Raw genomic sequence first — 20,236 nt, 5'->3', positions numbered from 1 at the left:
CGAGGTCAGTCGTCCGGGCTGTCGTAGCTCGGGTCGACGGACTCGGGGGACAGGCCCAGCAGGTCGGCGACCTCCTCGACCAGCAGGTCGCGGATCAGCCGGGCCAGCTCGGTCTCGCCCTTCGCCCGCGCCTCCACCGGACGCCGGAACACCGTGATGCGGACCGGCCGGTCGCCCTCGCCCGGGACGGTCTGCCCGAGCGGGACGGGCCCCTCGAACCACGGTTCCACGCCGGGGACGTCCTCGACCGTGAAACGCACCTTGGCCAGCTCGCGCCCCCAGCGGCGGCCGAGTCGGCGCACCTCGTCGTCGACGAGGTCGTCGAACCGCTCCGCGCGGGTGCGGGAGACCGGCGCCTGCGGGGGTGTGAGCGGACCGCGGACGCCACGGCCGTGCCGGTCGCGGCGCCGTACGCCAGCCAGACGGGATCGCACCCGATAAGCGTACCTCCACCACACGCGCCGCAGACGGGCCCTGTCTGCACGGTGAGAGTTTGAGACCACACGGAATGTAGTTGTTACCCCGGAAATCACCCGGTAACGGCGACACGTGCGCCCGGGTGGTGGCGGAGCCGCTGGGACGGAGGTACGGTCAGCCATCGTGAGCCCCGTCCGCACCTGCTCTCGTACCGCCTGCAAGGCGCCCGCAGTGTTCACGCTCACGTACGTCTACCGTGACTCCACGGCGGTCCTGGGGCCGCTCGCAACGTACGCAGAGCCGCACTGCTATGACCTCTGCGCCGAGCATTCCGAGCGGCTCACCGCCCCGATGGGGTGGGAACTGGTACGGCTCCCCGTCGAGGAGGAGACCGAGCCCAGCGCCGACGACCTGGAGGCGCTCGCCGACGCGGTCCGCGAGGCCGCAAGGCCCGCCCCCGGCGGGACGCACGAGCCGGTCGGGCAGGGCACGGAGGTCGGCCGCCGCGGCCATCTGCGGGTCCTTCGCTCCGAGCCCGCGGGAACCCAGCCCGGCCAGGAGTGACACGCCCTCGCGATCCCCGGCCCGGCGTGGGTTCGCGCCGGAACCCGCCCCTCGTCGGCGGCGTCGCGGCGGGTCCGGACCGTCCGTCCCGGTAGGCTCGGGAACCCCGTTTCTTCGTTTCTTCGGGCCGGGTTCTTCGAACAGGGAGCAGGAGTGGGCGACCTCGCCAAGATCTTCAAGGCGTACGACATCCGGGGCGTCGTGCCGGACGAGCTCGATCCCGCGACCGCCGAGGCGGCGGGCGCGGCGTTCGTCCGGGTCACCGGGGCCGACGCGGTCGTCACCGCCCACGACATGCGGGAGTCGTCGGTCCCGCTGGCCGAGGCGTTCGCGCGGGGCGCGACGTCCCAGGGCGCGGACGTGATCGAGGCCGGGCTCGGCTCCACCGACATGCTCTACTACGCCAGCGGCAGCCTCGACCTGCCCGGCGCGATGTTCACCGCGAGCCACAACCCGGCCCGCTACAACGGGATCAAGCTGTGCCGCTCCGGCGCCCGCCCGGTCGGCCGCGACACCGGCCTCGCCGACATCCGCGAGCTGATCGAGAACGGCGTCCCCGCCTACGACGGCAAGCCCGGGACGGTCTCGCGGCGCGACATCCTCAAGGGCTACGCCGAGCACCTGAAGACGCTGGTCGACCTGTCGTCGATCCGTCCGCTGAAGGTCGTCGTCGACGCGGGCAACGGGATGGGCGGGCACACGGTCCCGTCGGTGTTCGAGGGCCTGCCGATCGACCTCGTCCCGCTGTACTTCGAGCTGGACGGCACCTTCCCGAACCACGAGGCCAACCCGATCGAGCCGGAGAACCTGCGCGACCTCCAGGCCAAGGTGCGCGAGACGGGCGCCGACATCGGGCTCGCCTTCGACGGCGACGCCGACCGCTGCTTCGTCGTGGACGAGCGCGGCGAGATCGTCGCGCCGTCCGCGATCACGGCGCTGGTCGCGACGCGCGAGCTGGCGAAGCACCCCGGCTCCTCGATCGTGCACAACCTGATCACGTCGCAGGCCGTCCCGGAGATCGTCTCCGAGCGCGGCGGGGCGCCCGTTCGCACCCGCGTCGGGCACTCGTTCATCAAGCAGACGATGGCCGAGACGGGCGCGGTGTTCGGCGGCGAGCACTCCGCGCACTTCTACTTCCGCGACTTCTGGTTCGCCGACTCCGGCATGCTCGCCGCGCTGCACGTGCTGGCCGCGCTCGGCGAGCAGGACGGCCCGCTCTCCGCGCTGATGACCGAGTTCACCCGGTACGTCGCGTCCGGCGAGATCAACAGCGAGGTCGCCGACCAGGACGCGACGACCGCGCAGGTCCGCGAGGCGTTCGCCGGACGCCCCGGCGTCACGGTCGACGAGCTGGACGGCCTGACCGTCGCCGACGACGCCGCCGGCTGGTGGTTCAACCTGCGGCCGTCCAACACCGAGCCGCTGCTGCGCCTGAACGCCGAGGCGGGCGACGAGGAGACGATGGCGGCGGTCCGCGACGAGGTCCTCGCCCTGGTGAGGAAGAAGTGAGGGAGAGTGACGCTGCGATGACCATGCACCTGGACTCCTGGCTCCTGGAGATCCTCGCCTGCCCGAACTGCGGCGGCGGCCTGCGCGCCGACGAGGCGGCCGCCGAGCTGGTCTGCACCGGCACCTGCGGCTACGCCTATCCGGTGCGCGACGACATCCCCGTCCTGCTCGTCGACGAGGCGAGGACTCCCGCTCCGTGACCTCGCCCGGCCTCGACCCCTCCCGGCTGGACGACGCGGACGCCGCCGAGGCGGCCGACCCCGGCGGGATGCTGCGGCAGGTGGCCTCGTCCGCCGCGCAGGTCCGGGAGGCGCGCCGCGCCGCCGAGGAGGCGGGCGTCGGCGTCCTCGCCGAGGACGGGCGCCCCCGCGCGATCGTCGTCGTCGGCATGGGCGGCTCGGGCATCTCCGGCGACGTCCTCGCCGCCGTGTGCGGGACGGGTTGCGCCGTCCCGGTGACGACGGTGCGCGGCTACCGGCTGCCCGGCTGGGTCGGCGCGGCCGACCTGGTCATCGCCGTGTCCTGCTCCGGGCGGACGGAGGAGACCCTCGACGTCGCGGCGGAGGCGGCCCGCCGGGGCTGCCGGCTGCTGTTCGTCGGCGGCGAGGGATCGCCGCTCGCCGAACTCGCCGCCATGACCCGCGGGGTGTTCGTCCCGGTGCGGTCGGTGGGGCAGCCGCGGGCGACGCTGTGGGGGCTCACCGTCCCGGTGCTGCTGGCGGCGCGGGCGCTCGGCCTCGCCGACGTGCCCGACGCGGTCCTGGAGTCGACGGCGACGCGGCTGGAGGACGTCGCGCACCGGTGCCGTCCGTCCAGTGAGCCGTTCGTGAACCCGGCGAAGCGGATCGCGCTCGACCTCGCGGGCGACGTGCCGCTGGTGTGGGGGTCGTCCGCGCTGGCGGCGACGGCCGCGTACCGGCTGTGCTGCCAGCTCAACGAGAACGCCAAGTATCCGGGCGTCTTCGGCGAGGTCCCGGAGGCCCAGCACAACCAGGTGATGGCGTTCGACGGGCATTTCGCGCGGGGCAGGGTCTCCTCCTCGGAGGATCCCGACGACTTCTTCCGCGACCGGTCCGACGACCCCGAGCACGGGCTGCACCTCGTCCTCCTGCGGGACGCGGACGAGCACCCGCAGGTCCGCAAGCGGTGCGAGGCGTCGGCCGAGCTGGCGCGCGGCCGGGGCGTGGCGGTCACCGAGATCGCGGCCGAGGGCGAACACCCGCTGGAGAGAATCGCGACACTGATCGCGCTGAGCGACTATGTCACGGTTTACTTGGCTATCGCGCTGGGGGTGGACCCCACTCCCGTGCCTGCCATTCAAGAGCTCAAAGCGAGGATTGCGTAGAGATGAGTGCTGAGGGTGGAACGAAGGCCATCGTCGCCGCGTTGGCCGCCAACCTCGGGATCGCGGTGTCGAAGGCCGTCGCGTTCGCGTTCACCGGTTCGTCGTCGATGCTCGCCGAGTCGATCCACTCGGTCGCGGACTCCGGGAACCAGGGGCTGCTGCTCCTCGGCCGGAAGCGCTCCGAGCGGGACCGGACGCCGCAGCACCCGTTCGGGTACGGCCGGGAGCGCTACTTCTACGCCTTCGTCGTCGCGGTCGTGCTGTTCACGGTCGGCGCGGCGTTCTCGCTGTACGAGGGCTACCACAAGATCTCCCATCCGGAGAAGGTAGAGTCCCCGATCTGGGCGTTCGCCGTCCTGATCATCGCGATCGGGATGGAGTCGTTCTCGTTCCGCACCGCGATCAAGGAGTCGAATGCCATCCGCGGCGAGCAGTCGTGGTGGGCGTTCATCCGGCGGGCGAAGGCGCCGGAGCTGCCGGTCGTCCTGCTGGAGGACCTCGCCGCCCTGATCGGCCTGCTGCTCGCGCTGTTCGGCGTGTCGATGGCGGTGGCCACCGACGACGGCGTCTGGGACGGCGTCGGCACCGTCGCGATCGGCGTGCTGCTCGCCGCCGTCGCGACGATCCTCGCGATCGAGACGAAGAGCCTGCTGATCGGCGAGGGCGTCGACCCCGAGCACGAGCGGGCGATCATCGAGGCGCTGGAGTCGGTCGACCAGGTCGACCACGTCATCCACATCCGCACCGAGTACCTCGGCCCGGACGCGCTGCTCATCGCCGCGAAGATCGCCGTCAACCACGACGACACGGCGGCGGACGTGGCGCGCGGCATCGACGCGGCGGAGGCGAAGATCCGCGAACGGTTCCCGGAGGCGAAGCTCATCTACCTGGAGCCCGCCCTGGACGAGGCGTCCCGCACCGGCGTCACCGTCGCGGACGCGAAGGCACCCGAAACGTCCTGAGCGTTCGGTCTGAGTTTTGGCCTGAACGTTCGGGCGGGTGCGTCGTCCGGGAGGGGGTGCGGCGCGTCTTCTAGACGGGGGCGCCGTTCCGCGAGGGGCGTCGTTCCGACATGGGACCCCTCGCCGGGCGGCCGTTGCCGTGCCGGCCGACCCCAGCCCAGGCTAGACCGGCTGTGCCTCGTGAGAGGCGCGTACCAGGCCGTCCGGCGAGGTGCTTTCCCATGCCTCCCCACCCGGACCCCTGAAACCGGGTGGTTCTGGTGTGACCGCGGCAGCCGCACCGAACCCCCTACGCCGGCGCCGCTGCCGTTGCGGTCACGGTTGAAACACTACGTTCGCGAGCCTCTTCCGCACGTCCCCCTCAAGGAGGGAAAGCGGGTGGTACCAGAGGCGGATCCGCCTCGTCCGCATACATCCGCGCGGTGAGGTGATACCTCGGCCCAACGGTCAGTATGGAGTCGTGACCTCCGATGACAAGCCCAAGACCGGAACCGGCCCCGCGGGGTTCGGCCCGGCCGTAGCGCACCACGCGTGGCGGCTGTCCGGCCGGATCGTGGCGGGCGTCGGACAGTTGCTGCTCTGGATCCTCACCGGCATCGGGACGCTGCTGCGCCCGCTCGCGCTGAAACTGGGCGCGCGGCTGAACGGCGGCCCCGCCGGTCCGGGCGGGGCGACCGCGCCGCTGCCGCGCTGGATCGGCACCTGGCGCGAGGTCGCCGGCTCCTGGTACTTCGCCCCGGTCACCGGGCTCGCGCTCACCGTCGCCGCGCTCGCCGAACTGGCGCCGAGCGGCGAGTCGCCGGTCAGCCTCGCGGGCGGGTTCGCGGTCGCGGCCACGCTGCCGCTCTGCTGGCGCCGGGAGAACCTGCGGCCGGTCGCGGCCATCGTCCTCGGAGCGGTCTCGGCGAGCCTGCTGACCGGGCAGATCCTCCTCGTCACCAGCGGCTTCGCGGCCCTCTACACGCTGTACGCGCTGGGCCGCCAACTGCCCCGCCAGTCGGCCGGAGTGCTCGCGGTCGGCAGCGTCGTCACGGTCGCGGTCGTGTACCTGGCGACGTCGACGCTCCGGGACGTCCCCTGGCCCGCCGTGCTGATCGCCGTCCTCGCCGCGATCGGGCTGGGCGACGCGCGCCGCGTCGTCGAGTCCGCCGGACGGACGGAGGCGGAGGCCGCCGAGCGCACCAACGAGACCCTCACCCGGCTCACCGCCGTCCAGCGGGAGCAGGCGGTGATGCGCGAACGCGCCCGGATCGCGCGCGAGCTGCACGACGTCGTCGCGCACTCCGTCTCCATGATCGCGGTGCAGGCGGAGACGGCGCCGTACACGATGGAGAGCCTGTCGCCGGAGGCCCGCGCCGGGTACAGCGAGATCGCCAAGACCGCGCGGGAGGCGCTGGTGGAGATGCGGCGGCTGCTCAGCGTGCTGCGCGCCGACGCCACGCCGGAGCCGGACGCGGCGAACTCCCCGCAGCCCCGGCTCGACCGGCTGCCCGACCTGATCGAGCAGCACCGCGGCGCGGGCGGCCGCGTCGAGCTCGCCGTGCACGGCGACCCGCGCGGGCTGTCCACGACGGTGGAGCTGTCGGCGTACCGGATCGTCCAGGAGGCGCTGACGAACGCGCGGCGGCACGCGCCGGGCGCGGGCGTGCACGTCGATCTGATGTTCCTGCCGGACCGGCTGGCGGTCCGGGTCCGCGACGACGGCCCGGGGCCGTCGTCGCAGCCCCCGTCGTCGCAGACCAGGGTGCTGAGGCGGGACGACCCCGAGTCCCGTACCGCCGTCCTGGATCCGGCGGGCCCCACCGCCGTGGACGCCGGGCACACCCGGCTGGAGACGCCGGAGCCGCCGGAGTCCGGTGGCGGACACGGCCTCGTCGGCATGCGGGAACGTGCGACCATGCTGGGCGGGCGGTTCTCCGCCGGCCCGGCCGCCGAGGGCGGGTTCCTGGTGGAGGCCGAGCTTCCGGTGACGAGGGAGGGGAATTCCACCCGTGGACACGGTTCACACGGTTCCGAGGCGCCTCCGGGGCGGCGCTGATCCGGCGCCGGCCGCGCCGGCCGCGCCCGCCGTCCGCCCGGGGCGGCGCCGGTGATCAACGTGCTGATCGTCGACGACCAGACGATAGTCCGCGCCGGGTTCGCCGCGCTGCTCGCCGCGCAGGACGACATCACCGTCGTCGGCGAGGCGGGCGACGGGCGCGAGGCGCTCCGGATCGCCGAGCGGCTCCCGCGCCCCGACGTCGTCGTCATGGACATCCGCATGCCCGGCATGGACGGCATCGAGGCCACCCGCCGCATCCTGGCGCTGCCGGGGTCGGACAACGTCCGGGTGCTCGTCCTGACGACGTTCGACGTGGACGAGTACGTCTACGAGGCGCTCGCCGTCGGCGCCAGCGGGTTCCTGCTGAAGGACGCGACGGCCGACGAGCTGGTCTCCGCCGTCCGGGTGGTGGCGCGCGGCGACTCGCTCCTCGCCCCGCAGGTGACCGGACGCCTCATCCGCGAGTTCACGAAGCAGCGGCGGAACCGTCCGCAGGCGCCGTCGGAGCTCGCGACGCTGACGGCGCGGGAGACGGAGGTCCTCGTGCTGATCGCGGGCGGGCTGTCGAATGGCGAGATCGCGCAGCGGCTCGTCGTCAGCGAGCACACCGTCAAGACGCACGTGGCGCGCGTGTTCACCAAGCTCAACCTGCGCGACCGGGCCCAGGCCGTCATGCTCGCCTACGAGTCGGGCGTGGTGGTGCCGGGCGAGAACACGGCGCCGTAACCGGGCGCGGCGTCGTCGTCGGAATGCGGTGTCGTGGCCGCAGGGCGGTGCCGTGGCCGAGCGCGCCGCCGTGGCCCGCTGGTCAGCCGTGGTACGGCGGGTAGGCGCCGGGCGGCGGCTGGGGCGGGTACCCGCCGGGCGGCGGGAACGCCGGATGCGCGGCGGGCGGCACGGACGGGTAGCCGGGCTGCGCCGCGGGGTAGCCGGGCTGTCCGGGCGGGTGCGGGCCGGGGTGGCCGTGCGCGGCGTGCGGGTGGGGCGCGGGGCCGCCGTAGGTGCGGTAGGCGGCGCGGGCGCGGCGGCGCCGTCCGGCGAGCAGCACGGCGCCGCCGACCGCCACCAGCGGCCCGACGATCATCATGATGACGCCCTCGCGGCCGTCCTTGGACTTCTGCTCGTCGTAGCCGCGCTCCGTGGAGTCGCCGCCCCTGATGGTCGTGCAGGTGTCGCCGGGCGACATCGTCCTGCCGCCGCATTTCACGTCGTCGTCGCCGCTCGACGCGGCGCCGCCCACGAACAGGCCGATGCCGATGATGATGCCGAGCACCCCGTAGACCATCGAGCGCATGAGCCGCCCTTCCGTCCGGTTACCGGGCGGATCGTAGCGGTTACGAGAGGCGCGCCGGGCTCGTTCCGAAACACCGCGATCGGTCCCGATTCGTCGGTGGCACCGGCGATGCCGGGCCGGATCATTGTGGGGGGACGACCCCCCACGCCCCTCGGAACGGCCCGTCACCTCCGGCGCAGCAGCCGCATCGCCTTCTCCTTCTCGAAGTCGAGCGCGCGGGTCGGCGGCGCGGACAGCCGCCCGATGCGCTCGCCCAGCTCCCGCACGTGCGCCTGGACCTGCGGCTCGGCGAGGACGCGCAGCCCGAACGCCAGCTCGGCCGGGCCGACGTCGTAGCGCTTCTCCAGCGCGAGGGCGAGCGCGACGGCGCGCAGCTCGGCGTCCCCGAACCGGCGGTGCCCGCCGCCGCGCCGCGCGAGCGCCGCCTCCCGGGTGACGGGCAGCAGCCCGAGGGCCTCCCGGTAGCGGAGCATTCGGGGCGAGGTGCCGAGCCGCCGGGCGGCCTCCGTGATGCGCATGAAGCAATTCTGACAAATTCGTGTCAGAAAGTCGCGCTCGACCGTGCCTCGCGGTGTCCGGCCCCCTTAGACTCGCGGCGTTGACCCAGTGCCCGTCCGGGCGTCAACCCTCGCGTACCTCGCGTACCGCACCGCCATCCGACCCGCCATCCGCGGACCAAGGAGCAACGAAAGCATGGACTACAAGGTCGCCGACCTTTCGCTGGCCGACTTCGGGCGCCGGGAGATCCGGCTCGCCGAGCACGAGATGCCGGGCCTGATGGCGGTGCGCGAGGAGTACTCCGCCGCCAAGCCGCTGCGCGGGGCCCGGATCATGGGCTCGCTGCACATGACGATCCAGACCGCCGTCCTGATCGAGACGCTGGTGGACCTCGGCGCCGACGTCCGCTGGGTGTCCTGCAACATCTTCTCCACCCAGGACCACGCCGCCGCCGCGATCGTCGTCGGCAGGGACGGCACGCAGGACGACCCGAAGGGCGTCCCGGTGTTCGCCTGGAAGGGCGAGACGCTCGAAGAGTACTGGTGGTGCACCGACCAGGCCCTGCGCTGGCCGGACGGCGGCACTCCCAACATGATCCTGGACGACGGCGGCGACGCGACCCTGCTCGTCCACAAGGGCGCCGAGTACGAGAAGGCGGGCGCGGTGCCGACCGCGTCCGAGGACGACCCGGAGGAGTGGGGCATCATCCTCGACACCCTCCGCCGCACCATCGCCGAGACGCCGGGCCGCTGGACGGAGACCGCGGGCGCGGTCAAGGGCGTCACCGAGGAGACCACGACCGGCGTCCACCGCCTGTACGAGATGGCGAAGGCCGGCACCCTCGCCTTCCCGGCGATCAACGTCAACGACTCGGTCACCAAGTCGAAGTTCGACAACAAGTACGGCTGCCGGCACAGCGTGATCGACGGCCTGAACCGCGCCACCGACGTCCTGATCGGCGGCAAGGTCGCGGTCGTCTGCGGCTACGGCGACGTCGGCAAGGGCTGCGCCGACGCGCTGCGCGGCCAGGGCGCCCGCGTGATCGTCACCGAGATCGACCCGATCTGCGCGCTGCAGGCCGCGATGGACGGCTTCCAGGTCACCACGCTGGACGACGTCGTCGAGATCGCCGACATCTTCGTCACCACGACCGGCAACTTCAACATCATCACGGCCGCGCACATGGGCCGGATGAAGCACCAGGCGATCGTGTCCAACATCGGGCACTTCGACAACGAGATCGACATGGCCGGGCTCGCCAAGACCCAGGGCATCGAGAAGATCGAGATCAAGCCGCAGGTGCACGAGTGGCGGTTCGCCGACGGCCACTCGATCATCGTCCTCGCCGAGGGCCGCCTGATGAACCTCGGCTGCGCCACCGGACACCCGTCGTTCGTGATGTCCAACTCGTTCACGAACCAGGTCATCGCGCAGATCGAGCTGTTCACGAAGACCGAGGAGTACCCGGTCGGCGTGTACGTCCTGCCGAAGCACCTGGACGAGAAGGTCGCGCGCCTCCACCTCGACGCGCTCGGCGTGAAGCTGACCGAGCTCACCAAGGAGCAGGCCGGCTACATCGGCGTCCACGTGGAGGGCCCCTACAAGCCGGACCACTACCGTTACTGATTCACTGCGTCAGCCGGTACTGCCGGACGGGTCGCCACCCGTCCGGCAGTCGCTTCTTGAAGGTGCGGATGAGCGATATCGCGGGTGGGGCGCTCGCCTATGAGGGCGTCAAGCGCATCGAGTGGGCCGATCGGAGCATGCCCGTTCTGCGGCAGATCCGGGAAAGGTTCGCCGAGGAGCGCCCATTGGACGGCTTCAAGGTCGCGGCGTGCATGCACATCACGACCGAGACGGCCGGGCTCATCCGGACCCTTCAGGCGGGCGGCGCGAGCGTGGCGCTCGCGGCGTCCAATCCTTTGTCGACGCAGGACGACACGGCCGCCGCGCTGGTGGAGGAGTACGGCGCGGCGGTCTTCGCCCGCGCCGGAATCGACCGCGAGGGCTATTACGCGCACATTCACCAGGCCCTGGAGACCGAGCCCGACTTCGTCCTGGACGACGGCTGCGACCTGGTCAACACGTTGCACATCGACCGGACGGATCTGCTCGGCGCTGTCAAGGCGGGATGCGAGCAGACGACGACCGGCGTCATCCGGCTCCATCAAATGGCACGCGAAGGCGCGCTCCGTTTTCCGATGGTCGCGGTGAACGACACCGACACCAAGCACATGTTCGACAACCGCTACGGGACGGGCCAATCTACACTGGACGGAATCGTCCGCGCGACCAATACTCTGTTGGCCGGTAAGACGATTGTCATCGCGGGTTTCGGCTATTGCGGACGTGGTCTGGCCGAACGGGCCCGCGGGTTGGGTGCGCGTGTAGTGGTGACCGAAATCGATCCTGTGAAGGCGTTGGACGCCGCTTTGCAGGGGTTCGCCGTCCAGCCGATGGCGGAGGCGGCCGTGCACGGCGACGTGTTCATTACGGTCACGGGGAATCGTGACGTCGTGAACGGTGAGCACCTCGCCGTCATGAAGGACGGCGCGATCCTCGCGAACTCCGGGCACTTCGACGTGGAGATCGATGTCCGGGCGCTGAGCGAAATGGCCGTCGAAGTGCATCACGGGATCCGGCCGCAGACGGACGAGTACGTGCTCGCGGACGGGCGGCGCCTCGTCCTGCTCGCCGAGGGCCGCCTCGTCAATCTGGCGGCCGCGGAAGGGCATCCGGCGGCCGTCATGGACATGTCGTTCGCCGATCAGGCGCTCACCTGCGCGTGGCTCGCGACCGCGCATTCGACATTGGCCCCGGCCGTCCACGACGTGCCGAAGGAGATAGACACGGAAGTGGCGCGGCTGAAGCTGGCGTCCATGTCGGTGTCGATCGACGAGCTGACCTCCGAGCAGGAGGATTACCTGCATTCCTGGCGCCTGGGGTCGTGACCGTGCCCTCCGGGACCTATCTCCTCATGAACGGGGATGTCGAAGAGCGTTTCCAGTGCGCGCCGGGGCCGGGCGGCTGGCGTTACACGTCGCGGCGTTCCGACGGCGTCCGGACCGACCTGGTCGTGGACTCGCGCTGGCGGCAGATCCGCGTCGAAGTCGTCACCCCGACGTGGTGGCTGCGAGGCGGTGTCACGGGCGCGCAGGTCGCATGGGTGCGCGCCGCCGGAGAAACGCTGCGCGCCGCCGGGGAGACGGGGACCGAGCACGCCGAACGGGCGTCCGGATTCATGTTCGACTCGCCCGCGTTCCTTGTCGCGGCCGCCCATTCATTGGGCTTGGAGGAGGGGGCGCGGACGACCGTTCGCCTCGTCCTGCTGAGCGGGCCGTCGCTTTCGCCGCTGACCGTCGCGTGGCAGTGGAGCCGGGGCGAGACGGCCACGTACGAAACGGAGACCGAGCCGCTTCCGGTATCGCGCTACGAGGTCGCGGATCTGGCCACGGGAGAGGTCGAGACCGTCCATTTGGCGGGGGACGTGGTGGTCGGCGCGCCGGGCGTGGAATTGACCGAGCTGGATTCCCCGCCGAATCTGCGCTCCTGAACGCTTACGCGGAATGAATCCGGCAGGATCAACGTCCTTGCGGGTTGTGGTTCTGCGGGTAGTGGCTTTGTGGGTATTGGCCTGACGGATATCGGCCTTGCGGATATTGACCCTGCGGGTACTGGCCTTGTGGGTACTGGCCTTGCGGCGGATATCCCTGCTGCCAAGGTCCCTGCTGCGGCTGCTGCGGAGGGGCGGGCGGCCCAGCGGGCGCGTACGGGCCGCCGGGCGGCGCGGTCGAACCCGGGTGGGGGCCGGGCGGGTACGGGCCGGGAGCGGACGGATGAGGCCCGTGCAAGACGCCCTGGTAGGGCCCGGCGCCGTAGTCGGACGGCGGCAGGAACCGCGGCTGCCCCGGGCCCGGCGCGCTGAACGGCGGCGGCGCCGGCGGACCCGCCGTGATCGGCCCGGACGGCGGCGGCCCCGCCATCGCCATGGCCGGCGCGGCGGCGGGCTGCCAGGACGTCCAGCCGAAGCGCCTCATCCGCTGCGCCCTGCGCTGGGCCAGCCTCCACTCCTCCCGGTACCGCCGCTCGGCGAGCACGGCCGACAGGAGGATCTCCGGCCGCACCCCCGGCGGCGGCGGTGGGCTCACCACGGCGACGACCTGGGACGCGATCCGCTGCCCCAGCGAGTCGCGCACGTCCGGGAGCAGCTCCCAGAAGCGCGTCAGGTACTGGCGGGCCGTCATGGCGAGTTCGTCCGAGAGCATCGACAGCTCCAGGGAGCGCCCCCACCAGGCGAGCTGCGGCGGCATGACGGCCACGGGCCCGAAGAACATCGCCGACGCGGGCACCCGCTCCTGGATGACGATCGTCCCCGCGAACAGGTCCCCGAGGCGCTTGCCGCGCCGGTTGCAGAACGAGGTGATGAGCGCGGGCGAACCGTAGAGGATCCAGAACTCGATGACCCCGGCCAGTGCGCGCACCAGTGCCTGCCTGAAGCGGACGGGCCCGCCGTCGTCCGCGACGACCCGGAGACCCACGGCCATCTTGCCGAGCGTCCGTCCGCGGGTCAGCGTCTCGAAAAGGCACGGGTACCCGACCAGGACGGCGACGGTCACGAGCAGCGTCAGCCCCACCGTCCAGGCGTCGTCGGCCACGAGCGACGTCATCGCGGTGATGTACACGGCGAAGTACAGCAGCATCGTCTGGAAGAGCAGGTCGAGCAGTATGGCGCAGCCACGGCTGGCCAGCCGCGCGACCCGGATGTCGAGCGCGACGGCCTCGCCGGTGACGAGTTCGGCCATGTCCTGATCCTCCAAGGGTGTGCATCAGGGTCCGGTCCATCTTGCCGGTTCGGCGGGACGACGCGGGTCGGTGGGACGACGGAGTTCGGTGGGACCACGCGCGTCGCGTTAGTCTCCCCGGGTGGACGTCGACGCCTATGTTGCCGCGCACAACGCGGAATGGCAGCGCCTTGAGTGGCTCATCAACCGCGGCCGCAAACTGTCCGGCGCGGAGGCCGACGAACTGGTCGAGCTCTACCAGCGGACGGCGACGCACCTGTCCGTCGTCCGTTCCAGCTCGCCCGACCCCCAGCTCGTGGGGCGGTTGTCGTCCCTCGTGGCACGAGGCAGGGCGACGGTGGCCGGGGCGCAGGCGCCGCTCTGGCGCGACGTCACCCGCTTCGTCACGGTGTCCTTCCCGGCGGCCGCGTACAGGATGCGATGGTGGTGGCTCGGCAACGCCGTCCTGGGCAACCTCCTGGCGCTTGCACTGGCGATCTGGGTCGTGCACAACCCCGAGGTCCAGGCGAGCGTCGGGACACCGGACGAGATCCGTGAACTGGTCGAACACGACTTCGCGAACTACTACACCGAGCACTCCGCGTCTTCGTTCGCGTTCCAGGTCTGGGTCAACAACGCGTGGGTGTCGGCCATCGCTCTTACGTTCGGCATCCTGCTCGCCATCCCGACCGTGTACGTGCTGCTGGCGAACCAGGTCAACCTCGGTCTGATCGGTGGCCTGATGTTCGCCTACGGCAAGGGCGACGTGTTCTTCGGGCTGATCCTGCCGCACGGCCTGCTGGAGCTGACCGCCGTCTACCTGGCGTGCGCCGGGGGCCTCAAGCTGGGCTGGACCATCATCGACCCCGGACGCCGCCGCCGCGGCCAGGCCCTGGCCGAGGAGGGACGCGCCGCCATCAGCATCGCCATCGGGCTGATCGGCGTCCTGCTCGTCTCGGGCCTCATCGAAGGCTTCGTCACCGGCTGGGTCCACACCACATGGCTCCGCATCTCCATCGGAGTCGTGGCCGAGATCGCCTTCCTCTCCTACGTGATCGTCCTAGGCCGCCGCGCGGTCCGCCAAGGCGAAACCGGCGACGCCGACCTCCGCCCCGACCTCGCCCCCGTAGCCGGCTGAAGTCAAAGGCGTCCGGCGGCTTTCAGGGCCAGGTAGGCGTCGGCCAGGGCGGGGGCGATTTCGTCTGGTGGGGCGTCCACTACTTCGACGCCGTGTCCGCGTAGTTCGGCGGTGAGGTGGCGGCGTTCGGCCCGCGCGCGTTCTGCGGCGGCCGCGTCGTACACGGACGCGAGGTCGCCGCGTCCGGCCGCCATCTCGCCCACCCGCGGGTCGGACACCGCGGCGATCATGACCAGGTGCCGGGCGGTGAGCTGCGGCAGCAGCGGGAGCAGGCCCTCTTCGAGCGCGGCCGCGTTCAGCTCGGTGAGCAGGACGACCAGGCACCGCTGCCGGACCCGCGCCATCAGCGTCGACACCATCCCGGCCGCGTCGCACTCGATGAGCTCCGGCTCCAGCGGCGCCATGGCGTGCACCATCGCGGGCAGCAGGTCCGTCCGGGACGCGCCCTCGACCCGGGTGCGGACGCGCCGGTCGTAGGCGAGCAGGTCGACGCGGTCGCCCGCCCTGGACGCGAGGGCGCCGAGCAGCAGCGCCGCGTCCATCGAGCAGTCGAGCCGGGGAATGTCGCCGACCCGTCCGGCGGACGTGCGGCCGGTGTCGAGCACGAGGTAGATCCGCCGGTCGCGCTCCGGACGCCACGTGCGCACCACGATGTCGTTGCGGCGCGCGGTGGCCCGCCAGTCGATGGAGCGGACGTCGTCGCCGTCCACGTATTCGCGCAGGGAGTCGAACTCGGTGCCTCGTCCGCGGATGAGGGTGACATGCGCGCCGGTGAGCTCACGCAGCCGTGCGAGCTTGGCCGGGAGGTGGCGGCGGGACGGGAACGCGGGCAGCGCGCGGACCGTCCAGGGCGCGGCGCGCGAAAGCTGCCGCGCGGCCAGCCCGAGCGGCCCGACGGAGCGGACGACGACCGTCACGGCCTTGCGGTCGCCGCGCCGGGTCGGCGTCAGCGTCATCTCCACGCGGCGCCGCTCCCCGGCGGGCACGTCCACCCTCACCATGCGCGGGGTGGCGCCCGCGCTGGGCGGCCACACGTCCCGCAGGCGGGCCTTGAGGCGGCGCCGTCCGAGGTTCTCCACGATGAGGGACACCTGGGCCGACTCCCCGAGCCGGACGTTCTTGTCGCCCGCGCGGTGGAAACGCAACGCGCGCACGTTGCCCGCCAGGGCCAGGTCGGCGAGGACGCCGAGCAGCAGCGCCCCCCACACGGCGAACAGCGCCCACCACTCCGGCGCGAACAGCGGGACGATCGCGCCGAGCAGGGCCAGCAGCCCGAGGCGCCCGGTCAGCGCCATCAGCGCGGGGCGGGGACGTGGGACAGGATGCCCTCCAGCACGCCGTCCGCGGTCGCGCCCTCCAGTTCCGCCTCGGGACGCAGCTGGACGCGGTGCCGCAGCGTCGGCCGGGCCAGGGCCTTCACGTCGTCCGGCGTCACGTAGTCGCGGCCGGACAGCCACGCCCACGCCCGGGACGTCGCCAGCAGCGCCGTCGCGCCACGCGGCGACACCCCGAGCTGGAGCGACGGTGACTGGCGCGTAGCCCGGCACAGGTCGACCACATACGCGGCGACCAACTGGTCCAGATGGACGGCCCGGACCGCGGCGCGCCCTGCGGCGAGCTCGGCCGCGCCCGCGACCGGCTGCACCTCTGACAGGTCGCGCGGGTCGAATCCGGCCGCGTGCCGCTGGAGCATGGCGATTTCTTCGTCCCGCGTGGGGACGGGCACGGTGAGCTTGACCAGGAACCGGTCGAGCTGGGCTTCTGGCAGGGGGTAGGTGCCCTCGTACTCGATCGGGTTCTGCGTCGCGCACACCACGAACGGGTCGGGCAGAGCGCGCGCGGACCCCTCCACGGAGACCTGCCGTTCCTCCATGGCCTCCAGGAGCGACGCCTGCGTCTTCGGCGGCGTCCGGTTGATCTCGTCGGCGAGCAGGAGGTTGGTGAAGACGGGCCCCTCGCGGAACTCGAACTCCGACGTCCGGTTGTCGTAGATGAGCGATCCGGTGACGTCGCCCGGCATCAGGTCGGGGGTGAACTGGACGCGCTTGAAGTCGAGGTCGAGGGCCCGCGACAGCGTCTTGATGAGCAGCGTCTTCGCCGTGCCGGGGACGCCCTCCAGCAGCACGTGGCCGCGGCACAGCAGCGCGATGACCAGGCCGGTGACGACGGAGTCCTGGCCGACGACCGTCTTCGCGACCTCGCCGCGCAGCGCGGTCAGCGCCGCGCGGGCCGTCTCGCTCTGGCGCCGCGCGTCCTCGGAGAGCGCGCCCGGCGGCGGGGTGTCGCTCTCGGCGCCCTTCCCGAGATCTACTGGGTGGTTCAAGACTGGCGTACCTGCCTTTCCAGGTCGTCGAGGACGTCGCTGAGCGCGATGAGCCCGGCGTCGTCCACGGGTGGGGGACCGTACAGGGCCGCGCCGACGTACGGCTCGTCGTAGGGCGTCCGGCGGGCGACCGCCGTGACGATCTCCTGCGCGGCGGAGGGGTCCTGCGCACGGCCGCGGGGAAGCCCGAGCAGCGGGACGAGTCGTTCGCGGGCGCCGGAGCGCAGCGCGTCGGAGGCGCGGTCGCGGGCGTGCCCGGCGCGGTAGAGGCGCGCGCGCCCCTCCACGGTCTCCGCGGACCGGACGACGACCGGCAGCGCCTCCGCCACCACCGGCCCGAGCCTGCGCGCCCGCCACAGCGCCACCAGCAGCACCGCGACGATCAGTTCGAGGAAGAACAGCTTGGTGCCGAACGGAAGGAGGTCGCCGAGGGACTTCTGCCCGGCCCCGGAACCCGTCTTGGGCAGGTCGGGGATCAGCCAGACGACTGAGGAACCCGAGCCCGCCGCCAGGTTCATGGACAGCGCGGCGTTCCCCTGCTCGGTGAGCCTCCGGTTGGTCAGCGGCCCCCTGGAACCGAGCACCGTGACGGTGTTCGCGCCGTTCTGCACCTGGACGAGGCGCGCCCCGCCGTACTTCGTCCCGTAGCACTCGGTGCCGGGGCCGGTCACCTCGTACGTCATCGCCTCGTGCAGCGTCACGGCGCCCGCCAGGGTCGCCGCCTGCAGAGAGCAGCCGGGTGCGTCGGCCTCCACGGGGCCGGGGTAGTCCTCGCGTACGCGCGGGGCCAGGTCGGCGAGGGCGAACGACGTGGGTTGGACGAGCAGCAGGTTCGCCTGGACGTTGCTCAGCAGCACGAGGTCTTCGTTGGTGAGCCGTTCGGTGCGGGTCACCACGATGACCGTGTCCGGCCTCGCCTGGTTGACCGCGTCGTTGGCGTGCCTGGCCACGGTCACCTGCGTGCCGTGCTGGCGGAGGATCTCCACCAGGGCGCGACTGCCGTCCGGCTTGGGCGAGGTCGGGTCGAGTGCGTCGGGGGACGTCGACGGACGCAGCGCGGCCAGGATCACCGCGACCACGACCATGGCGAGCAATGCGGCGACGACACCGCGCGCGGAGCGCCAGCGCCGTCCCGCGACCTGCCGGGCGGACGGCTCCGCGGGCCCCTGCGCGCCCTGGGACGAACCCTGGGGCGCGGTCTGCGTCACCATCGCGGGCCCTCCTCGTCACCGGCTCCGACGGGGGCGAGTTCGTCCGCCTCAAGCGGCTTGGGCTTCGCCGCCCGGAGCCGTTCGTCCACGTCCTTGACCCGCGCGTACCCCTCGGCCGTGCCGGGACGGTCGCCGTACCAGACGTCGTCGAAGACGAGCACGGCCGCGCGCAGGTCGTCCGCCAGGGCGGGCACGGCCTCGCCCGCCTCGGCCGCCAGCTCGTCGGCGGTGCGCCCCGGACGCGCCGCCAGGACCGCCCGCTCCTCCAGGTCGCGGGCTATCGCCCGGAGGCGTTCGCGGATGGCCTCGGCCCACTGCCCGGCCGCCGCGTGGCGTTCCGCCGCGTCCCGGTGGTCGAGCGCGGTGGACGGCACGTCGTCCAGCAGGGGGGCGCCGCGGGAGCGCGGGTTGCGGCGGCCCTTCATCAGCCACACCGTGATCGCCAGCGCGGCGAGGACGACGACCACGATGACGGCGATCGACAGCCAGCCGCCGCCGCTGCCCTGCGAATCCGGACGCGGGGACTGGTCGAACAGGTTCTGCAGCCAGTTGGCGAAATCCTCCAGGAGGCGTTCCACCCAGGACGGCTTCTCGCGCTGGTAGATCTGCTTCTCCAGCTCGCGGCGGGCCATCTCGCGCGCCTCGTCCCGGCCGACCGGGTCGCCCGCCTGAGCGCCGAAAGCCTGAGCACCGAGCGCCTGAGCACCGAGCGCCTGAGCACCGAGCGCATGGGCGGTGAGCGTTGTGAGCATGGCCGTCATTGGTTCGCCCCCGTCCCGGGACGTGCCGGTAGTGGGTTCGTCCGCCACAGGTCGATGAAGCCCTCGCCGCGGTCGGTGTCGCCGTGGTCGGTGTCGCTTTGCTCGCCGCCTTCTGGCGCGGAGCCGTTCCGGTCTCGCGCGATGGACTCTCTCGCGATGGCGGAGGCGGAACGTCCTCTGGTACGCAGGTCGAGGTCGAAGCCCTCACGGCGCATGCGCCTGTCCATGTACAGGAGGGCGATCACACCGGCGTCGAAGGGGAGCACCACCGACCAACTGACGATGCGGCCGACCGTGTCGACCGCGAGAGCGCCCATCGTCGCGTCGTTGCCAGAGGAGCTGCCGAAAAAGATCAGTTGAACGACCAGGAACGGGATGCGCAGCGCGAAGAAGCCCATGAACACGGTGATGAGCATGGCGAGCAGCAGCGTCCCGAACGTGCGGAACCAGCGCCCCTTGGAGAGCGCGACCGCCCGGCGCAGCGCGCCCGTAACCGTCTGCCGTTCGAGGACGACCGCCGGGACGGCCTGGACGAACAGCAGGTAGAGCCACACCATGAGCCCGATGCCGATGGGGAAGCCCAGCACGCCCGCGAGCACTCCCAGCGCCGGATGGGCCCCGCCGACCAGCAGCAGGGTGAACGGGACGAGGGGCAACACCAGCGCCCCCAACGAGATGCCTATGACGGCCGCGGCCGTGACGACCAGCCGGAGCAAGCGGGGCCTGGCGTCGCGCCATGCCTGCCTGGGCGCGATCGGCATCCCCACGAGTTCACGGCCAAGGATCGGTGCGAGCATCCCCGAGAGCAGCAGGATCCCGAAGGCCGACAGGACCAGGCTCATGACGGTGAGGGTGAGCTGCGCGCCCAGCGACTCCATCAGCACGTCCGGGGTGACCTCGTCGCGGGCCTGGTCCCCGATGAAGAAGTAGGCGGCGATGGAGCTCGCCACCTGGATGACCGTGCTGATCGCCGCGGCCAGGCCCAGTGACGTGCGCGGACGCCGCCGGATCCCGGCGATGGCGCCGTCCAGCATCTCGGACATGGACATGGGACGGAACGGGACGCCCTGCACGCCGTCGGCGTCCATGTCGTCGTCCCAGCCGTCCGGTCCCGGCATCTCGGCTCCCTGCGATGTGTGGAGGGGGTCTGCCGGCGCGTCCCCCTGGGCCCCCAGGGGCCCCGGCGCCCCCGCCGGTCACGTCATCCTGTCACGCGCGAGGTGCCGGGTTTGCCGTCTGCCGACCTGTGGATAACGTTCCGGGACGCCACCGGGCCCGGGGGGCGTCCGGTTCATGCCGATCTTGTCCTGGGCCGCGCGGGTTTCGGGAGCACCCCCTACAATTCCGTGCGCCCACCATCCAGCGGGAGCCATGTACGACACAAACGCGGGT

At 72.0% G+C, this 20,236-nt stretch carries 20 protein-coding genes; 11 read left to right on the top strand and 9 right to left on the bottom strand.

The genetic code is table 11. From position 1 onward, the window contains the following. Window positions 1–5: 5 nt before the first annotated feature. Complete coding sequence (locus FXF65_RS34115) at window positions 6–434, bottom strand: metallopeptidase family protein (protein ID WP_246178388.1); 429 nt, start codon at window positions 432–434, stop codon at window positions 6–8. Between the two features lie 166 nt (window positions 435–600). On the opposite strand from FXF65_RS34115, the gene FXF65_RS34110 reads away from it, so the two are divergent. From FXF65_RS34110 to FXF65_RS34080, 7 genes are all read left to right on the top strand, one after another. After that, window positions 601–981, top strand: coding sequence for a DUF3499 domain-containing protein (locus tag FXF65_RS34110; protein WP_148354203.1), 381 nt, complete (start codon window positions 601–603; stop codon window positions 979–981). A gap of 153 nt (window positions 982–1,134) precedes the next feature. After that, window positions 1,135–2,490, top strand: coding sequence for a phosphomannomutase/phosphoglucomutase (locus tag FXF65_RS34105; protein ID WP_148354202.1), 1,356 nt, complete (start codon window positions 1,135–1,137; stop codon window positions 2,488–2,490). A gap of 17 nt (window positions 2,491–2,507) precedes the next feature. Next, window positions 2,508–2,690: a Trm112 family protein gene (locus tag FXF65_RS34100; RefSeq protein WP_148354201.1), complete on the top strand. Its 183-nt coding sequence runs from the start codon at window positions 2,508–2,510 to the stop codon at window positions 2,688–2,690. Continuing rightward, complete coding sequence (locus FXF65_RS34095) at window positions 2,687–3,835, top strand: SIS domain-containing protein (protein WP_246199297.1); 1,149 nt, start codon at window positions 2,687–2,689, stop codon at window positions 3,833–3,835. Before FXF65_RS34100 ends, FXF65_RS34095 begins: the two co-directional genes overlap by 4 nt. Window positions 3,836–3,837: 2 nt before the next feature. Further along, on the top strand, window positions 3,838–4,797 hold the full coding sequence (locus FXF65_RS34090; RefSeq protein ID WP_148354200.1) for a cation diffusion facilitator family transporter: 960 nt from the start codon (window positions 3,838–3,840) through the stop codon (window positions 4,795–4,797). Between the two features lie 460 nt (window positions 4,798–5,257). After that, complete coding sequence (locus tag FXF65_RS45565; RefSeq protein ID WP_246199296.1) at window positions 5,258–6,835, top strand: sensor histidine kinase; 1,578 nt, start codon at window positions 5,258–5,260, stop codon at window positions 6,833–6,835. Window positions 6,836–6,886: 51 nt separating this feature from the next. Further along, window positions 6,887–7,564, top strand: coding sequence for a response regulator (locus FXF65_RS34080; protein WP_148354199.1), 678 nt, complete (start codon window positions 6,887–6,889; stop codon window positions 7,562–7,564). 82 nt (window positions 7,565–7,646) lie between these two features. Here the strand turns inward: FXF65_RS34080 and FXF65_RS34075 are convergent, their stop codons facing one another. Next, complete coding sequence (locus tag FXF65_RS34075) at window positions 7,647–8,132, bottom strand: hypothetical protein (protein ID WP_148354198.1); 486 nt, start codon at window positions 8,130–8,132, stop codon at window positions 7,647–7,649. Window positions 8,133–8,296: 164 nt separating this feature from the next. Next, window positions 8,297–8,650, bottom strand: a complete 354-nt coding sequence (locus tag FXF65_RS34070; RefSeq protein ID WP_148354197.1) for a MerR family transcriptional regulator — start codon at window positions 8,648–8,650, stop codon at window positions 8,297–8,299. A gap of 175 nt (window positions 8,651–8,825) precedes the next feature. Between FXF65_RS34070 and ahcY (FXF65_RS34065) the strand changes: the two genes are divergently transcribed. The 3 genes from ahcY (FXF65_RS34065) (at window position 8,826) to FXF65_RS34055 (ending at window position 12,183) form a co-directional block, all read left to right on the top strand. Continuing rightward, window positions 8,826–10,256: an adenosylhomocysteinase gene (gene ahcY, locus FXF65_RS34065; protein ID WP_148354196.1), complete on the top strand. Its 1,431-nt coding sequence runs from the start codon at window positions 8,826–8,828 to the stop codon at window positions 10,254–10,256. Between the two features lie 68 nt (window positions 10,257–10,324). Continuing rightward, window positions 10,325–11,581, top strand: a complete 1,257-nt coding sequence (gene ahcY / locus FXF65_RS34060) for an adenosylhomocysteinase (RefSeq protein WP_148354195.1) — start codon at window positions 10,325–10,327, stop codon at window positions 11,579–11,581. Window positions 11,582–11,607: 26 nt separating this feature from the next. Next, window positions 11,608–12,183, top strand: a complete 576-nt coding sequence (locus tag FXF65_RS34055) for a hypothetical protein (protein ID WP_246199295.1) — start codon at window positions 11,608–11,610, stop codon at window positions 12,181–12,183. 28 nt (window positions 12,184–12,211) lie between these two features. On the opposite strand, the gene FXF65_RS34050 is transcribed toward FXF65_RS34055, so the two are convergent. Then, a complete protein-coding gene (locus FXF65_RS34050) occupies window positions 12,212–13,432 on the bottom strand; it encodes an RDD family protein (RefSeq protein ID WP_148354194.1) in 1,221 nt (406 codons plus the stop codon). 121 nt (window positions 13,433–13,553) lie between these two features. Between FXF65_RS34050 and FXF65_RS34045 the strand changes: the two genes are divergently transcribed. After that, entirely contained in the window at window positions 13,554–14,549 is a 996-nt protein-coding gene (locus FXF65_RS34045; protein ID WP_148354193.1) for a stage II sporulation protein M, read from the top strand. A gap of 2 nt (window positions 14,550–14,551) precedes the next feature. On the opposite strand, the gene FXF65_RS34040 is transcribed toward FXF65_RS34045, so the two are convergent. From FXF65_RS34040 to FXF65_RS34020, 5 genes are all read right to left on the bottom strand, one after another. After that, window positions 14,552–15,844: a DUF58 domain-containing protein gene (locus FXF65_RS34040; RefSeq protein WP_148354192.1), complete on the bottom strand. Its 1,293-nt coding sequence runs from the start codon at window positions 15,842–15,844 to the stop codon at window positions 14,552–14,554. After that, window positions 15,844–16,767 carry an AAA family ATPase gene (locus FXF65_RS34035; RefSeq protein ID WP_246199322.1) on the bottom strand — a complete coding sequence of 308 codons (924 nt, stop codon included), beginning with the start codon at window positions 16,765–16,767 and terminating at the stop codon, window positions 15,844–15,846. The genes FXF65_RS34040 and FXF65_RS34035 overlap by 1 nt, the downstream gene beginning before the upstream one ends. 101 nt (window positions 16,768–16,868) lie before the next feature. After that, window positions 16,869–18,083: a DUF4350 domain-containing protein gene (locus tag FXF65_RS34030; RefSeq protein WP_148354190.1), complete on the bottom strand. Its 1,215-nt coding sequence runs from the start codon at window positions 18,081–18,083 to the stop codon at window positions 16,869–16,871. Then, complete coding sequence (locus FXF65_RS34025; RefSeq protein WP_148354435.1) at window positions 18,077–18,835, bottom strand: DUF4129 domain-containing protein; 759 nt, start codon at window positions 18,833–18,835, stop codon at window positions 18,077–18,079. Before FXF65_RS34025 ends, FXF65_RS34030 begins: the two co-directional genes overlap by 7 nt. A 5-nt stretch (window positions 18,836–18,840) precedes the next feature. Then, on the bottom strand, window positions 18,841–19,962 hold the full coding sequence (locus tag FXF65_RS34020) for a hypothetical protein (RefSeq protein ID WP_148354189.1): 1,122 nt from the start codon (window positions 19,960–19,962) through the stop codon (window positions 18,841–18,843). Between the last annotated feature and the right edge of the window lie 274 nt (window positions 19,963–20,236).

It is taken from the genome of Actinomadura syzygii, from assembly GCF_008085905.1.
GTDB lineage: Bacteria > Actinomycetota > Actinomycetes > Streptosporangiales > Streptosporangiaceae > Spirillospora > Spirillospora syzygii.
The sequence above is the reverse complement of the archived record's forward strand: the minus strand, read 5'-3'. Positions and strand labels throughout refer to the sequence as shown.

Bases quoted from the DNA above. Each gene is read 5' to 3' on its own strand.
- FXF65_RS34100 (WP_148354201.1), top strand. From the start codon at position 2,508: ATGACCATGCACCTGGACTCCTGGCTCCTGGAGATCCTCGCCTGCCCG.
- FXF65_RS34090 (WP_148354200.1), top strand. From the start codon at position 3,838: ATGAGTGCTGAGGGTGGAACGAAGGCCATCGTCGCCGCGTTGGCCGCC.
- FXF65_RS34075 (WP_148354198.1), bottom strand. From the start codon at position 8,132: ATGCGCTCGATGGTCTACGGGGTGCTCGGCATCATCATCGGCATCGGC.
- FXF65_RS34070 (WP_148354197.1), bottom strand. From the start codon at position 8,650: ATGCGCATCACGGAGGCCGCCCGGCGGCTCGGCACCTCGCCCCGAATG.
- ahcY (WP_148354196.1), top strand. From the start codon at position 8,826: ATGGACTACAAGGTCGCCGACCTTTCGCTGGCCGACTTCGGGCGCCGG.
- ahcY (WP_148354195.1), top strand. From the start codon at position 10,325: ATGAGCGATATCGCGGGTGGGGCGCTCGCCTATGAGGGCGTCAAGCGC.
- FXF65_RS34055 (WP_246199295.1), top strand. From the start codon at position 11,608: ATGAACGGGGATGTCGAAGAGCGTTTCCAGTGCGCGCCGGGGCCGGGC.
- FXF65_RS34050 (WP_148354194.1), bottom strand. From the start codon at position 13,432: ATGGCCGAACTCGTCACCGGCGAGGCCGTCGCGCTCGACATCCGGGTC.
- FXF65_RS34040 (WP_148354192.1), bottom strand. From the start codon at position 15,844: ATGGCGCTGACCGGGCGCCTCGGGCTGCTGGCCCTGCTCGGCGCGATC.
- FXF65_RS34030 (WP_148354190.1), bottom strand. From the start codon at position 18,083: ATGGTGACGCAGACCGCGCCCCAGGGTTCGTCCCAGGGCGCGCAGGGG.
- FXF65_RS34025 (WP_148354435.1), bottom strand. From the start codon at position 18,835: ATGCTCACAACGCTCACCGCCCATGCGCTCGGTGCTCAGGCGCTCGGT.
- FXF65_RS34020 (WP_148354189.1), bottom strand. From the start codon at position 19,962: ATGCCGGGACCGGACGGCTGGGACGACGACATGGACGCCGACGGCGTG.